The sequence below is a fragment of the Burkholderia sp. BE17 genome, from assembly GCF_009362305.1.
GTDB classification, from domain to species: Bacteria; Pseudomonadota; Gammaproteobacteria; order Burkholderiales; family Burkholderiaceae; genus Burkholderia; species Burkholderia pyrrocinia_C.
Map to the genome: position 1 here is coordinate 1 of NZ_WHNU01000007.1, position 15,952 is coordinate 15,952.

At 68.3% G+C, this 15,952-nt stretch carries 6 protein-coding genes; 4 read left to right on the forward strand and 2 right to left on the reverse strand.

Annotation, left to right across the window (positions count from 1 at the left end):
- Positions 1-361 precede the first annotated feature (361 nt).
- Both GD429_RS08275 and GD429_RS08280 read left to right on the forward strand, forming a co-directional pair.
- Positions 362-1,432 carry a porin gene (locus tag GD429_RS08275; protein ID WP_152856496.1) on the forward strand — a complete coding sequence of 357 codons (1,071 nt, stop codon included), beginning with the start codon at positions 362-364 and terminating at the stop codon, positions 1,430-1,432.
- Positions 1,433-1,656: 224 nt separating this feature from the next.
- Positions 1,657-3,063, forward strand: coding sequence for a methyl-accepting chemotaxis protein (locus GD429_RS08280; RefSeq protein WP_321574466.1), 1,407 nt, complete (start codon positions 1,657-1,659; stop codon positions 3,061-3,063).
- Between the two features lie 164 nt (positions 3,064-3,227).
- Here the strand turns inward: GD429_RS08280 and pbpC are convergent, their stop codons facing one another.
- Positions 3,228-5,639: a penicillin-binding protein 1C gene (pbpC, locus tag GD429_RS08285; RefSeq protein ID WP_321574467.1), complete on the reverse strand. Its 2,412-nt coding sequence runs from the start codon at positions 5,637-5,639 to the stop codon at positions 3,228-3,230.
- 54 nt (positions 5,640-5,693) lie between these two features.
- The gene (locus GD429_RS08290) at positions 5,694-11,696 is read right to left on the reverse strand and encodes an alpha-2-macroglobulin (protein WP_152856497.1); all 6,003 of its coding nucleotides are present in this window, start codon (positions 11,694-11,696) and stop codon (positions 5,694-5,696) included.
- 309 nt (positions 11,697-12,005) lie between these two features.
- Here GD429_RS08290 and GD429_RS08295 point away from each other — a divergent pair, with 309 nt between their 5' ends.
- Together GD429_RS08295 and GD429_RS08300 are read left to right on the forward strand one after the other, a co-directional pair.
- Positions 12,006-13,259, forward strand: a complete 1,254-nt coding sequence (locus GD429_RS08295) for a lipoprotein-releasing ABC transporter permease subunit (RefSeq protein WP_034180799.1) — start codon at positions 12,006-12,008, stop codon at positions 13,257-13,259.
- Between the two features lie 690 nt (positions 13,260-13,949).
- Complete coding sequence (locus GD429_RS08300) at positions 13,950-15,908, forward strand: Xaa-Pro dipeptidyl-peptidase (RefSeq protein ID WP_152856499.1); 1,959 nt, start codon at positions 13,950-13,952, stop codon at positions 15,906-15,908.
- Positions 15,909-15,952: the final 44 nt, after the last annotated feature.

The following is a 15,952-nucleotide window of genomic DNA, read 5'->3' on the forward strand; positions in this document are numbered from 1 at the left end:
TCGGCGACAACCTGCCGAAGACGCGCTCGGGCAAGATCATGCGCCGCCTGCTGCGCTCGCTCGCGAAGGGCGAGGCGATCACGCAGGACACGTCCACGCTCGAGAATCCGGCCATCCTCGATCAACTGAACCGTTCGATGTAACACCGCCCGCTCCGGCGGGCGCTCCGCTTCGCCGCGGCGCCGGAGCGCGGTCGCGTGCCCGCTCTCCACGCCGGGCAAGCGGCCGCATTCCGGCGCAGCACGACGAACCGCCGTGCGTTCCCCGACAGCACGGCAGACAGGCGGCATGCATCGATTCCGCCGCCGCAGCATTGATTAGTCGTACGTATTACAAAACTTGACAAAAACGGAGGCAGACGATGAAGAGCAGGACATGGACGATTTGCGCGGCGCTGCTCGGCGCGGCGGCAAGCACGACCGGCTTCGCGCAGAGCAGCGTCACGCTGTACGGCGACCTCGACGCCGCGTTGCTCTACACGAGCCGGTCGCTCAACTCGGCGACCGGCGCCAACGCCGGCCGCCAGTTCGCGCTGACCGACACGGGCATGACGCCGACCAACTTCGGCATGACGGGAACCGAGGATCTCGGCGGCGGGCTGCACGCGAAGTTCAAGCTGGAGAGCGGCTTCAACATCACGGACGGCGCGTTCGGCCATTCGAACGGCAACTTCTTCGGCCGCCAGGCGTGGGTCGGGCTCGGCGGCGGCTTCGGCGAGACGAAGATCGGCCTGCAGTTCTCGCCGTTCGTGCTCGCGGTGCTCGGCTCGGATCCCCGCAATATCTCGCACTTCGGCGCCGCGCTGATCCCGTACGTCGACAACGTGCTCGTCACGGGCCTCTTCAACCCGAACGCGATTTCGTACACGAGCCCGACGATCGGCGGACTGACGGGCAGCGCGATGTTCGGGTTCGGCGGCAAAGCCGGGGATTTCCAGGCGGGGCGCCAGTATTCCGGCAGCGTCACCTATACGAACGGCGGTTTCATGCTCAACGCGGCGCTCTACGACGGCAACGGCGGCACGTCGCCGACGCCGGTTTCGAGCACGGTCGCGTTCGTCGGCCGCACGATCGGCACCGCGTACACGTTCGGGCCCGTGACCGGCAAGGCGTCGTTCACGAGCTACAAGGTCGCCGGCTCGTTCAGCAACAACGTGTATAGCGCCGGCCTCGACTATCGCGTGACGCCGGCACTCGACCTGAATACCGGCGCGTGGTACACGATCGATCGCAACGATTCGCACAATCATTCGCTGCTCGCCGCGGTCGGCGCCGATTACAGCCTGTCGAAGCGCACGGGCCTTTATGCGCAAGTCGGCGTCGTCAACAATCACGGCGCGATGGATACGGGCCTCGGCATCACGGGCGGCGCGTTGTTCGGATTGCCCGGCACGACGGTCGGCGCCAACGTCGGCATCCACCACGTATTCTGACGCGGCGCATCCGGACGGGCGATCGGCACTCGCTCGTCCGGCCCCGCGGCGGAAAACGGTCCCCGCGAAATCGGAAAGCGCGCGGCGTTGGCCCGACGATCCGTATTTCCGAACCTGACGTTTACCCGACCTCAAGTCGGCGGCCACGCTGCCGTCAAGTCAGGTGCGCACACCCAGCATCCGTCACCGATCGGGAATGCGCGCCCTCTAGGAGACCCAGCAACGTGAACCTCTTCGGAATCGGCCGCGGCCACCGTTCGTCGCGCGCGCTCGTCGGCGACATCGCCGAGCAGGCCGGCAAGCTCGGCATCGAGATCTGCGACGTCTCGGGCCATGTCGAGGAAGTCGCCGCCCGCGTCGCCAGGCAGGCGGAGGTCTGCCACACGCTGCGTGAATCGGCCGCCGTCACGCTGCGCGGCAACCACCGGATCGCCGAGGCCGCGCAGCAGGTGCGCGCCGTCAGCGCCAATGCGTCGAGCGCGGTCCAGAAGTCGCAACAGACGATCGAGGCATCGCTCGCCGACATCCACGGCCTCGTCGAGGGCGTCACCTCGATCGGCAGCCAGATGGGCGCGCTGCGCGATGCGCTCGATCACGTGCGGGCCGTGTCCGAGGAGATCTCCGTCATCGCCCGCCAGACCCACCTGCTCGCGCTGAACGCCGCGATCGAAGCCGCGCGCGCCGGCGAGTCGGGCCGCAGCTTCGCGGTCGTCGCGGCCGAGGTCAAGAACCTGTCCGCGAAAACCGGGCAGGCGACGGCCCAGATCGAGACGACCCTTGCGCGCCTGGCCGAGCAGACCGAACACCTGATCGCGGAGGGAACCGACAACGCCGCGCGCGCCCATCGCGTCCGCGAGGGCACCCGCACGATCGGCGAGGTCGTGCACACGACCGGGACCGCGATCACCGAACTCGCCGGCGAGGCCGAACAGATCGCATCGCTCACCGACGAGATCGAGACGCAGTGCCACCACCTCGAGGAACAGGTTGGCGAAATGGCATCCGGCGTCGAGGATTCCAGCGACAACTTCTCGCAGGCCAAGGACCGGCTCGGCAACCTGCTCTCCGTCTCCGAGACGCTCATCGAACTCACGGCCGCGACCGGCATCGAGTCGCCCGACACACGCTTTATCGAAACCGCGCGGAACACGGCCGCGGCGATCAGCAAGCTCTTCGACGATGCGGTCGCGCGTGGCGATATCGCGCTCGACGCGCTGTTCGACGCAAACTACGTGCCGATTCCAGGCACCGATCCGCAGCAGTTCATGACGCGCTTCACGGCCTTCATCGATCGCGTGCTGCCGGCCATCCAGGAGCCGGTGCTCGAAATCGACGAGCGCATCGTCTATTGCGCCAGCTTCGACCGACAGTGCTACCTGCCGACCCACAACCGGAAGTTCTCGCTGCCGCAGCGCGCAGACGCCGCGTGGAACGCGGCGAACTGCCGGAACCGCCGGATCTACACGGACCGGACGGCGCGCACCTCCGTGTCGCATACCAAGCCGTTCCTGCTGCAGACCTATCGACGCGACATGGGCAACGGCAACTTCGCGCTGATGAAGGACGTTTCGGCACCTATCGTTGTCGGCGGACGGCAATGGGGTGTCCTGAGGATCGGCTACAGCGCGTGAATCGGCGTTAGCGGGCCGCCTCGCGCGCGGCGCTCGCACCGCCGCCCGGAACGCCGGCCCGGACAGATCGCACAAGTGATCGCCCGAACCGACGACCTCGCCCGCTTCGCCGCGTTCGTCTACCGAGTGGTCGAGATCGGCCCAATCGATTTCGTCGCGCGCCCCTACTGCTCGAGCCCGACCGCCAACGGCCGCTGGTCGCTGCGCCCGTGATCGTCGACCACGCGCACCGCATAGCTGCCGGCCGTGCGCGGCTGCCAGAACAGCGCGTCGCCCGGCGCGCTGCGGCCGACATACGCATCGTTGACGAACCAGTACAACGCATGCGCGCTCGCGTCGGCCGTCGCGTTGAATGCGATGCGCGTATCGTCCGCGCTCTTCACGCGCATCGCATAGGTACTGCCGCGCAGCGGCGACGTGATGCGCGGCGGGTCGCCGTCCACTTGCCCGGCGTCGCGGCAGTCCGCGTTCTGCGGCAGCCGCCGGCGCGGAATGCCGGCCTGCACGAACACCTGCTGCAGATCCGACGGCCAGAACTCGAAGATCTCCGTATGCGTGCGCTTGCCGTCGTACGGCGGGCACGCGGCCTTCCCCGTCGCATCGTCGATCACGACGGGCCGGTGCACGGTGCTCACGCGAATCGGCGACGTGCCCGGAATGAACCACGTCCAGCCCTGCTGCGGGCACCACTCGTTCGGCAAGTCGCCGCTTGCAAGGCAGATCCGCACACGCTTCAGGTGCGGCGGCACCGTGCGCGGCGGCTCGACGAGCGTGCGCTCGGCGTTCAGCGCATCGACGACCTGGAAGAACAGCGGTGCGGCCGCATCGACGCCGACGAAGGCCGTGTTGGTCGAATTATCGAAGTTGCCGACCCACACGACCAGCACATACGGGCCGAACACGCCGGCCGTCCAAGCATCGCGGAACGACCAGGACGTGCCGGTCTTCCAGTAGACGGGCACGCCCGACGGCTGCGCGCCGCTCGTCTCGTCGGGGCGCAGATGCTGGCGCAGCATGTCCATCGTCATGTAGCTCGCCTCCGCGCTCAGCAGGCGCCGGCCTGGCGCGGCCGGCTCGTCCGCGCGCAGCCGCAGCGGCCTGAACTCGCCGCGATTCGCGAGCATCGCGTACAGCGCCGCGAGATCCTGCATCGTCACTTCGCCGCCGCCGAGCACCAGCGCGAGCCCGTAGTGCTGCGCGCTCGCGAGCCGGCGCACGCCGGATTCCTGCAGGAATCCGTACAAATCGGGCGACTTGAGCTGCGACGCGACCCACACGGCCGGCACGTTGCGGCTGCGGTTCAGCGCATCGGTCGCGGTGATCGGCCCGAGGAAATGGCCGTCGAAATTCTCCGGCGCATACGGGCCGAACGCGGTCGGCACGTCGCGCAGCACGGTCTGCGGATGCAGCACGCCCTGGTCGAAACCGAGCGCATAGATGAACGGCTTGAGCGTCGAGCCCGGCGAGCGCCGCGCGAGCGTGCCGTTCACCTGCCCGTCGATCGTGCGATCGAAGAAGTTCGCGGAGCCGACCAGCGCCTTCACGCCCATGTCGCGCGTATCGACGAGCAGTGCGGCTGCGTTGCGCACGCCGCGCGTGTCGTTGCGAGCGACGTAGCGCGCGATCTGCCGTTCGAGCGTGCGCTGCAGATCGAGATCGAGCGTCGTCACCAGCCGCGCGCCGGCGTCGTTCTTGTCGCCTGCATCGCCCGAAGTAGTGCGCCATGCGTTGCGCACGGCAAGCGCCTGGTCGACCGCGTGCGGCGCATCGAACGGCAGCGCCGACAGCGGCCGCATCGCCAGCGGCAGCGCGAACAACGGCTTGAGCGACGCATCGCGCGGGTGCTTCGTCAGCCAGCGCGCGTACAGCCGGTTGCGCGACGCGGCCAGCGCGCGGTTGATCTCGTCCTGCCCGCCGCGCACGCGCCGCGCCGGGTCCTGCGGAATCACCGCGAGCGCGAGCGCCTCGGGCAGCGTCAGCGCGTCGGGCATCCGGTCGAAATAGACGACGCTCGCGGTGCCCGCGCCTTCGACGTTGCGGCCGTATGGCGCATCGTTCAGATAGGCTTCGAGGATCTGCCGCTTCGAGTAGAAGAGTTCGAGCTGCACCGCGCGCGCGACCTGCTGGAGCTTGCCGGCCGGCGTGCGCGTGTTCAGCCGCCACAGCGAGCGCGCAAGCTGCATCGTCAACGTCGAGCCGCCCTGCGGATTGCCGCCGCGCACGTACGTGATCCACGCGCCGCGCGCGAGCCCGTACGGGTTGAAGCCCGGATGCCACCGGAACCAGCGGTCCTCGTGCAGCATCACGGCTTCGACGAGCTGCGGCGACATCCGGTCGAGCGGCACCCACAGCCGGTAGCGGTCGTCCTTCGCGAGCGTCAGGCGCAGCAGCCGGCCGTGCGCGTCGAACACCGCGACCGACGACGGCTTCCAGTCGCGCAGCGGCGGGTGCGGCCATAGCCGGCATGCGGCCAGCGCGCCGAACACGAGCAGCGCGCCGGCGATCCAGTTCTGCCAGCGATGCAGCCAGCGGCCGGCGCGATGCAGCGCGCGCCGGAGCGCCGATACGTCAGCCACGCGCGGGCGCTCCTCGCATCCGGCGCGGCATGCAAGGCCGGTGCAGCCGCACCGTCATCGCACGCGCTCCACCGTCAGCGTCGTGCCGCCCGGCGCCTGCGCCTGCACGCGGCGGTCGTACATCGACTCGCCATACGCGGGCGGCGCGACGAAGCGGCCCGCGTTGCTCGCCTTGATCCGGTAGACGAACTCGCGCACGTCCGTCGTCGCGGTGCCGTAGATCACCACGCGATCCTCGCGCACGTCCGCGAACTGCGGCTGCCACGTCGAACCCGTCACGCCGATCGGCGAGCGCCACGGTGCATCGGCCGCAGGCGCCGACGCGCCGCCGTCGCCATTGCCGTCGCCGTCCTGCGCGTCGGTCGCGGGCGGCGGCGCGAGCACCGGATCGAAGCCGCCCGGCAGCAGGTCGACGATCGCGATATTGCCGACGTTCGCCGAGCCCGTCGCACGAATCTTCAGGTGCACGTCGATCTCCTGGCCGAGCGTGATCCTGGCGAGCGGCTTGCCGTTCGTGTCGGTGTAGTCGCGCACGATCTCGAGCCCGTTCTTGATCGCCTTCGTCGACGTGCCGCGGTCGTAACCCGACTGGCTCGCGACCCACCACGCGGGCAGCGCGCTGCCGTTCACGAAGTCGACGCGCGACGCGCCGGCCGCCCACGTGCCCGAGCGCACGAGGTTCGCCTGGATCGACGACACGTCCTTCGGCGCGGCGCCCGCACGCACCTCGTCGATCGCGAGTTGATCGAGCTGGCCCGCGTTCGACGCCGCATACGCATCGAGCGCGAGGATCGTCATCGCCGACGACAGCGTGTTGTAGCGGTTGTCGACCAGCGGCGCGGCGATGTTGTCCATCGCACGCGGCGACAGCTTGCGCACACGCTCGGGGAAGTGCTTCGCGAGCAGGTACAGCGCGCTCGCGTCGCGCGTCAGCGGATCGATGTAGTAGCCGGTCGCGTAACCGCCGTCGGACGCACGCTTGCGTTCGAGCAGCGCCTGCGGGCCCGCGATCAGCGCGGCGGCCTCCTTGTCCTGCTTCAGCAGTTGATACGACGCGGCCAGCCACGCGGCCGCGAGATCGTTCTTCCAGTCGTTCGGATACGCATCCTGCAGGCGCTTCTGCACGGCCGCGAGGCTGTTGGTCGTCACGTTGCCCTGGCGCGTCAGCAGGTACACCGCGTACGCGCGCTGCCGCAGCAGGTCGAGCGAGCCGAGCGAATCGTTCGCCGCAAGCTTCTGCAGATACGCGTTGCCCGCGTCGAACATGTCCTTCGGCACGGCCGTGCCGCGTTCGCGCGCATCGAGCAGCACGTGCATCGCGTACGCGGACACGAACGGATCGGCATCCGGCGTCGCGCTCCACAGGCCGAAACCGCCCTGCGCGTTCTGCCGGCTGCGCAGCACGCCGAGGAACTGCGTGATTGCGCTCGAATTCGCCGCGTCGGCGCCGGCTTCGGGCGCGTGCATCGCGCTCGTCAGCGCGCGCACCGACAGCCACTTCGACGCGAACACGCGCGGCACGGCCGAGCTCACCATCTGCTCGCTGCAGTAGTGGTCGAAGTTGACGAGATACGACGACAGCCCCTCCGACAGCACGAGCGGCGCGGTCGAGATGCTCGCGTCGCGCGATGCATACGCGTCGTACATCGGCCGCAGGTTCGGCACGCTCGCCTTCTTGCCCGCATCCAGCCGCGCGATGTCGAGCTGCGTGCGGAACGCGGCCGCCGGCCGCACCGACACGTCGACGCGCTGTTGCGCACCCTTCGCGCCGTAGCGCGCGCCGAACGACAGCATGCCCGAGCCGAGCGTGTCGGTCGCCTTCACGCGGAACAGCGCGACGCCCTCGTGCTGCGGCGCGAGCGCGACGTTCTGCGTCGCCGGCCCGATCACCTGCAACTGCGGGCCCGTCTTCAGCGTGACCGCAACCGGCACCGGCTGGTTGCCGACGCCCGTCAGGTTGTTCGCGACGCCGACGCTGACGTCGGCCTCGTCGCCCGGTGCAAGCGTCGTCGGCACGTTCGGCGACAGCACGAAATCGCCGCGCACCGTCGTCGCGCCTTCGAACGTGCCGACCAGGTCCGGCGACACCGACACGGCCATCACGCGCAGCTTCCCGTTGAAGTAGTCGGGCACCGTGTAGCTCACGCGCGTGTCGCCGTTCACGTCGACGATCCCCGACCAGTAGACGACCGGCTTGTCGCGCTTGCGCTTGAACGGATTCAACTGGCGGCCGATCGCATCGTCGGCGTCGCCGCCGGGCGCGGCCATCGCCATCAGCTTCTCGAAGTCCGGCAGGATCAGGTCGAGGATCTGCGACGTGCCGACTTCGAGCATCCGCTTGCGGAAGAAGAACTTCAGCGGATCGCCGAGCTTGTAGCGCGCGACCTGCAGGATGCCTTCGTCAACGGCAAACACGACGACCTTCGCGGGTTTCGCCGAATGCACGGTGAAGGTGGCGGTGTCGCCCGGCTTCACGAGCGCGGGCGCATCGACGCTCAGCGCATTGCGGCGCGCGTCGAGGTTCACCGAGAACGGCACGACGCCGTAGCTCAGCGGGCTCATGAAGATCTCGTCCGACGACGGATCGCGGATGTACTGCACGTTGATGTAGCCGTTGCCTTCGAAGCCGGCCGGCACCGTGATGTGCTGGATCGAGCTCGTCGTATCCGCATGGAACCATGCGTGCGCATACACCTTGTCGCGCTCGATCGTGATCAGGCCGCTGCCCGCGTAAGGCGCGCGGATCGCGATCTCCACCTGCTCGCCCGGCTTGTAGTCGTGCTTCGCGAGGCTCACCTGCAACTCGGCGTTGCGGTCGAGCGAACGCGTGACGTTCGCGTCGCCCGTGACCGAATACTCGATCCGGTTCACCGCGGTGCCGTCCGCGCGGCGAATCACGAGCGCATAGCTGCCCGGCTTGTCGGTGCGCAGCGCGAAGTCGAGCCCGGCCGCCGGAATCGTCAGCGGCTTCTCGTCGACCGGCACTTCCTTCAGCCGCGAATCGTATTTGTACGCGCCGGAATCCTGCTTGGTCAGCACCGATACGTAGCGCTCCTCGACGAGCTGCGCACGCAGGTCCTTCACGTCGATCGCCTTCGCACCCGGGTCGATCGCGACGAGCCGCACCGCGCGCGGGCTGCCGCGCTTCACGTAGCCGAGATCGTCGACCGACTTGTAGCCGACGAGCCAGTCGTTGTTCGACACGAGCGTCTGCGCGCTCGCGGCGACGTTGCGCCCGCCCTCCGCTTCATACGCCTTCGCCTGGAAGTAGAGCTGGTAGGTCGCGTCCGCGTACTTGTCGAGGTCGAGATCGAACTCGGCATGGCCGTGGTCGTCGGTCGTGCCGTCCTGCAGCGTCGTCGTATAGCCTTCCTTCGCGCGGCGCGCATCGAAGAAGTGGTAGCCCTGCCAGCTGCGGAACGACGGCCATACCGGGCGCAGCGTCAGCGTCGCCGCGACGCGGCGTTTCTCGGCCGGCGTGCCGAACAGGTTCTGCGCATCGACGATGCCCTTCAGCCCCTTCGGCTTCACCCACCCTTCGACGACCTGCTGCGACAGCTTCGCGTCGACCTTCATCCGGTCGGGCAGGAACTCCTTCACCTGCACCGTCGTGCTGCCGATCGGCTCGGCGCCCGGCTGGCCGTCCTTGACGATATACAGGTTGACCGTCCACGTGCCGGTCGGCGACGTTTCGGCAGTCGTATAGCCGAGCTCGGTGAAGCCCGTCGCGTCGACCGTCACCGGCCTGCGCTCGACGGTGATCCCGCGCGGGTCGACGATCTCCGCCTGCAGCGGCACGCCGGCCGGGCTGCGCGCCCAGCTCGCCGCGCGCACGATCAGGCCGATGTGGAACGGATCGCCGGGCCGGTACAGGCCGCGATCCGAGAACAGGTACGCGGACAGCTGCCCCTGGCCCGTCGCGTTGCGTTCGCCGTCGACGTCGAAGCGCGAGAAATCGAGCTGGCGATCGCGGCCTGCCACCGGCAGGAACGACAGGTCGCCGTCCTTCTTCACGACATACAGTTGCGGACGCTTCTCGCGGTCGAGCCCCTTGAACGCGGGGAAATGCACGACGCCGTCGGCGCTGGTGGTCTGCGAGAACAGCGCCTGGCCGTTCACCGCGAGCACCGACACGGTTGCGCCCGCAACCGGGCGGCCGTTGCGGATCGACTGGATGAACACATCCTGGCTGCCGTCCAGCGCCTTCTTGACCAGCATCCCGAGATCGGTCACGACGATCAGGCGCGTGTCGCCGAGCGCGTGGTCGCTGTCATCACTGTTGCCGTTGCTGTCGCCCGAATCGGCGTTATCGGACTGATCCTGGCTACTGTCGCCCGACGAAGCATCGCCATCCTTCGCATCGTCGGCCTTCTTCTTCTCGGCCGCCGGATCGTATTTCGACAGGTGCAGCAGGAACACGCCGCGCTTGCCGCCTTTCAGGTACTGGCCGAGATCGACGCCTTCGTAATGTGCCTTGCCGGGGTCGCCGGCCGGGAACGCGCGCGTCTGCACGAAACGCTCGACGATATGATCCTCGCTGAACGAATACGACAGCTCGGGCCGCGCGTACGTGCCGTTGTTGAAGCTCACCAGATGCTGGAGCTGGTCGGGCAGCACGCGGCCGATCTCGACCTTCATGCCCGGCAGGTTGCGCGATACGACCGACAGCCGCTTGCTGCCGCTCATCGACAGCAGCGAACCGTCGGCCATGAAGCGCAGCAGCTTCGGATAGTCGGGCACCGTGAACGCGGTCGTCACCGGCGCGCCGAGCAGATAGCCGCCGGCTGATTTCAGGTCGCCTTCGAAACGTACGACGATGCGCTCGCCCGGCGTCGCGTGATACTTGAAGCTTTGCAGCGTCGCGAAGTCGTTCTCGGTCGGCACCGCCGCGAGCGGCAGCGGCTTCGACTGCTTCAGCACCGCATCGCTGATGTCGGCCACGTTCCACTCATACGGCGGATCGTCGTCCGACTGATCGACGCCCGGCTTGCGCTTCGGCAGCACCCACGCCTTCGCGCGCGCGGCGAGATCGGCGCTGCGCACGCCGTCGGACGCTTCCGCGACGAGCACCTGCTCGGGCTCGTAGCGCTCGTTGTCGACAAGCGTCGGCGCAACGTTGCCGATTGTCAGGCTGTAGAGCCCCGGCACACCGACTGACGCATGCAGCACCTGTGGCGTGCCGTCGCCGCCGCGCGCGCTCTTCACGCCCTTGTCGACGTCGAGCCGCACCGACAGTGGATCGCGCGGAATCTCGAGCGGCTGCGAATAGACCCACGCGCTCGTCTTCATCTTGTCGTAGTTGACCGTGTAGCGCAGCGGCGACACGGTCTTGCCGTCGCGGCCGACCAGCACGAGGCCGATGCGCTTCTCGAGCTCGGCCGGATCGACCGGATAGTTGAAGCGCAACTGCAGCAGCGCCTGCTTCTCCGCCGGATTGTCGGGGTTCTGGTAGAACCGGTTGTCGCCCGACTGCGCGGTGAAGGCCGGCAGGTCGAACGCGAAATGGTCGTCCTGCATCACCACCTGCGGCGCAAACACCTGATGCACCGCGAAGCGCACCTCGACGTGCGCGCCGACCGGCCAGTCGGCCGCCGGCGTGAAGCGCAGCGTCTTGTCGTCGGCCCACGCCCACGCGCCCTTCAGCGCGGGCGTCATCTCGATGCCCTGCCCGGCCGGCTTGCCGACCAGCTCGATCGGCGCGGCCGATCGGGAGAACGCCACTTCGAGCGGATGCACGGTGATTTTCGGCTTGTCGCTTTCGTCGGCCTCGTAGGTCGTGATCGCCGGCGCCTTCACGGTAAAACCGACGGTCTCGGGCTCGGGCGGCTTCGGGCGATGCTTGAACCAGTACCCGCCGTAGCCGAGCGCGGCCGCGAGCAGCACGATGCCGCCGGCATGCCACGGGCGGCGGCGCACGGCCGCGGCGGTGATACCCGCCCACGCGGGCGCCGTCCACGACACGTTGCCGACCAGCGGCCGCAGCACGCGGCCGAGCAGGCGCCAGACGAAGCCCGCCGCGCGAATCGGCAGGAGCAGCAGGAAACGCAGCAAATCCATTTTGTTATTTCCTTGTTCAAGGACGTGCTGCCGGCTACGGCGACGTACCCCGAGATTTATTGGTCTGTGACGGCGCGGCCCTGGTTGCGCCGTAAATGCTTGGAATGTTTTGTTCGACCGGATGCTGGCCGACATTATGGGTCAGAGCCGAAACGATGGAAATACGGGTGTGTCGGCGCGCAACGCACGCGAATGACCGGCCGGTCGGGTAGCCATTCCGCCCGCCCCCCCGACCTCTGCACGCACTCGCGCCGCGTTCGCTAGAATGCGCGGCTCGACGTGGTTCGTATCGAATTGAAAGGACATCGCTTGAAACTCCCGTTCGAATGGCAGATCGGGCTGCGCTATGCGCGCGGCGGCCGGCGCTCGGCCGGCGACGGCTTCGTGTCGTTCATTGCCGGCGCCGCGATGGCCGGCATCGCGCTCGGCGTCGCGGCGCTGATCGTCGTGCTGTCGGTGATGAACGGTTTTCGCACCGAGGTGCGCGACCGGATGCTGTCGGTGCTCGCGCATGTGGAAATCTTCTCGCCGTCCGGCGCGCTGCCCGACTGGCGGCTCACCGCACACGAATCGCTGCGGAACCCGGCCGTGCGCGCCGTCGCGCCCTATGTCGACGCGCAGGCGCTGCTGACGAACGCGGGCAGCGTGACGGGCGTCGCGCTGCGCGGCATCGATCCCGTGCTCGAACCGCGCGTGTCCGAGATCGCGCGCAAGCTGAAGACCGGGCGCCTCGACGCGCTCGTGCCGGGCGAGATGGGCATCGTGCTCGGCGCCGCGCTGGCCGACGCGCTGCACGTGAAGATCGGCGACCGCATCACGTTCTTCGCGCCCGGCAACAGCGCGCGCATCGGCGACGCGCTGCCGCGGTTCCGGCAGTTCAACGTGGTCGGCACGTTCGAGTCGGGCCACTATCAATACGACAGCGCGCTTGCGTACATCCACATCAGCGATGCGCGGAAGCTGTTCAACGTGTCCGCGCCGACCGGCATCCGGTTGCGTCTCGACGATCTGCAGCGCGCGCCGGACATCGCGCTGGCGCTGTCGCGCACGCTGTCGGGCGATCTTTATATCCGCGACTGGACGCGGCAGAACCGCACGTGGTTCGAAGCCGAGCGGCTGCAAAAGCGCATGCTGTCGCTGATCCTGATGCTGATCGTCGCGGTCGCCGCGTTCAATCTCGTGTCGTCGCTGGTGATGACCGTCACGCAGAAGCAGGGCGACATCGCGATCCTGCGCACGCTCGGCGCGCCGCCCGGGTCGATCACGAAGATCTTCGCGATCCAGGGGATGACCATCGGCCTCGCCGGCACGCTGGCGGGCGTCGCGCTCGGCTGCGCGATCGCGGTCAGCATCCCGTGGGTGCTGCCGGCGATCGAGCAGTTGCTCGGCATCCGCTTCCTGACGCCGTCCGTGTATTTCCTCAGTTCGCTGCCGTCGAAGCTCGCGGCGATCGACGTGATCGAGATCGCCGCGGCCGCGTTCCTGATGTCGTGCGTCGCGACGCTGTACCCGAGCTGGCGTGCCGCGCGAGTGCGACCGGCCGAAGCGCTGCGCGACGAATAGGCGCGGCGTCCGGCGCGGGCGTTACGCGATGTCGCGGAAACCGATGCTGTTGCCGTCGTCGGGCATGACCGAAATCGTCATGGCCCTCTCCCTCCTTTCAGACTGTTTTTGATTGTTTGCGGATGGATGTCAGCGAAGTTGACACCCATGCCGCAAGAATTGGTGGCCGCGTGCCGCGCACACACGTCGAAACTTTGTTTGACAAAAACTAAAAAAGTTTGACACCAAGATTTCACTGAGATAAGTTTGCGCAAGCTTCCGGAAAGAAATCCGGCAAGCCATGCCGACACACGTCGCGCTTTCCTGCCGTTGCAGCACCGTCATTCGCAACACCCCCGTCTCATCGCATCGTGCCGTTCCGTTTCATCTGAAACCTGAAGGAAGGTCGGGCATGCCCGCATTTGATTCGCACTCCTGCATTCGCATCACGCGGCCGATATCGCTTCGACCGCGCGGCCCGAACCGGCCGCCGCGCTGACGCTTTCCGGTCGGGGCGATGCAGTCGCCCCGACGCTCGCCGGTTTGCGCGTCGCATCACGCGCGCCGACACCGGCCGTGACATCCGGGCGTCTCGCCCGGCGATTTCGCAGGTGCAGTTCCGCTTCATCCGATGCAGCACCCGGCCAGGCCGCAGGGGCATATCGCGGGCCGGCCGGTTCCGGACAATCACAAACAAGAACGAGGTCGACAATGAACATTCATCGAACCGGATTGCGGCGCGCGTGGCTTCCCGCGCTCGTTGCTGCCGCGACGCTCGCCGCGTGCGGCGGCGACGATGGCGGCAGCGTGGTGGGTGCATCTGCGCTCGCACAAGGCCAACAGGAGGGGGCCGCAGCATCGGCGGCCGATACGCAGTCGCTGGCGTCACGCATCTCGCCGTCCGGCGTCCCATACGCCAACCCGGCCAGCGGCGGGCGCTACCGCCCCGTGATCGCGAACGGCCAGGTGCAGCCGTCGCTGTCGGGCGGCACGATCGAGGAGAACGCGTGGGTCGACACGCCGGTCGATTCCGACGGCGACGGCACGCGCGACCGCATCCACGTGCGCATCGTGCGCCCGGCCGAAACCGCGAACGGCGCACGCACGCCCGTCATCGTGCTCGCGAGCCCGTACTACGCAGGGCTCGCCGACAGCCCGAACCACGACGTCGACGTCGAGCTCGACGGCACGCCGCATCCGGCCGCGAACGCATCCGCGTCGGCATCGACGTCCGCGCGCATCATGGCCGCCGCGCCGCAGACGCGAATGCTGCAGCAGGTCGAAGCGGCCGCCGCCGGGCGCTCGTGGATCGAAGGCTACTTCGTGCCGCGCGGCTTCACGATCGTCTATGCGGATTCGCTCGGCACCGCCGGCTCGGACGGCTGCCCGACGATCCTGACGCGCGACGAATCGGTCGCGATGGCGTCGGTGATCCGCTGGCTCGGCCGCGATGCGACCGCGAAGGACGCGAGCGGCAAGACCGTCGTCGCGAACTGGTCGACGGGCCACGTCGGCATGTACGGCGTGTCGTACGACGGCACGCTGCCGAAGATGGTCGCGAGCCTGCGCACGCGCGGGCTCGATGCGATCGTGCCGGTCGCCGGGTTGTCGAACATGTACGGCTATTACCGCTCGGGCGGGCTCGTGCGCGCGCCGGAAGGCTATCAGGGCGAGGACGTCGACGTGTATATCAAGGCGCTGCTGACGAACGCGCATCCGGAGCGCTGCACGCACCTGATCGACGAAGCGTTGCAGAAGGAAAACCGCACGACCGGCGACTATTCGCCGTTCTGGGCCGCGCGCGACATCCCGACCGCGTTCGCGGCCGCGCCGGCGCTCGTCGCGCAAGGGCTGACCGACGACAACGTGCGCGTCGACCAGTCGACGTCGTGGCATCTCGCGATGCGGCGCCAGGGCGTGCCGACGCAGCTGTGGCTGCATCGCCTGAAGCACACCGATCCGACGCGCGTGCCGGCGATGGCCGATGCATGGACCGCGGAGGTGAACCGGTGGTTCACGCGCTACCTGATCGGTTATGACAACGGCGTCGAACACGATCCGCGCGCGGTGATCGAGCAGGCGGACGGCAAGCTGCTGAAGGAAGCCGACTGGGCCGCGCGCCATGCGACGCCGGTTTCGTATTTCGCGGGCGGCGACGGCGCGGGTACCGGCACGCTGCTGCGGATGCCGACCGGCGGCCCGCTCGCACGCTTCACCGACGATGCGCGCATTACCGCGCTCACGCTGGCGAATGCGCCGACCGGCGAAAACCGCAGCCGCTTCGAGACCGCGCCGTTCACGGCCGCGACGCGGCTTTCCGGCACCGCAACGGCAAAGGTCAGGCTGACCTTCACGGGCGTGGCCAACGTGACGGCGCTGCTGGTCGACCGCGCACCGGACGGCACGGCGACGATCGTCACGCGCGCATGGACCGACCCGCGCAACCGGCTGTCCGACTGGCTGTCGGAACCCGTGCTGCCGGGGATGCCGTACGACCTGAAGCTGACGTTCATGCCGCGCGACTACAAGCTCGAAGCCGGCCACCGGCTGGGGCTCGTCGTGCTGTCCAGCGACAATGAGGCAACGCTGCGGCCGACGCCGGGCACCGGCCTGACGCTCGATCCGGCCGGCACGGCGGTGACGGTGCCGCTGGTTTCGGCTTCGTCCTGAGCGGGCGCGCGTGACGCAAGGCGGACGGCGGCCGACGTCATTTC

Coding starts and splice junctions, on each gene's coding strand:
- GD429_RS08275 (WP_152856496.1), top strand. CDS start 362: ATGAAGAGCAGGACATGGACGATTTGCGCGGCGCTGCTCGGCGCGGCG.
- GD429_RS08290 (WP_152856497.1), bottom strand. CDS start 11,696: ATGGATTTGCTGCGTTTCCTGCTGCTCCTGCCGATTCGCGCGGCGGGC.
- GD429_RS08300 (WP_152856499.1), top strand. CDS start 13,950: ATGAACATTCATCGAACCGGATTGCGGCGCGCGTGGCTTCCCGCGCTC.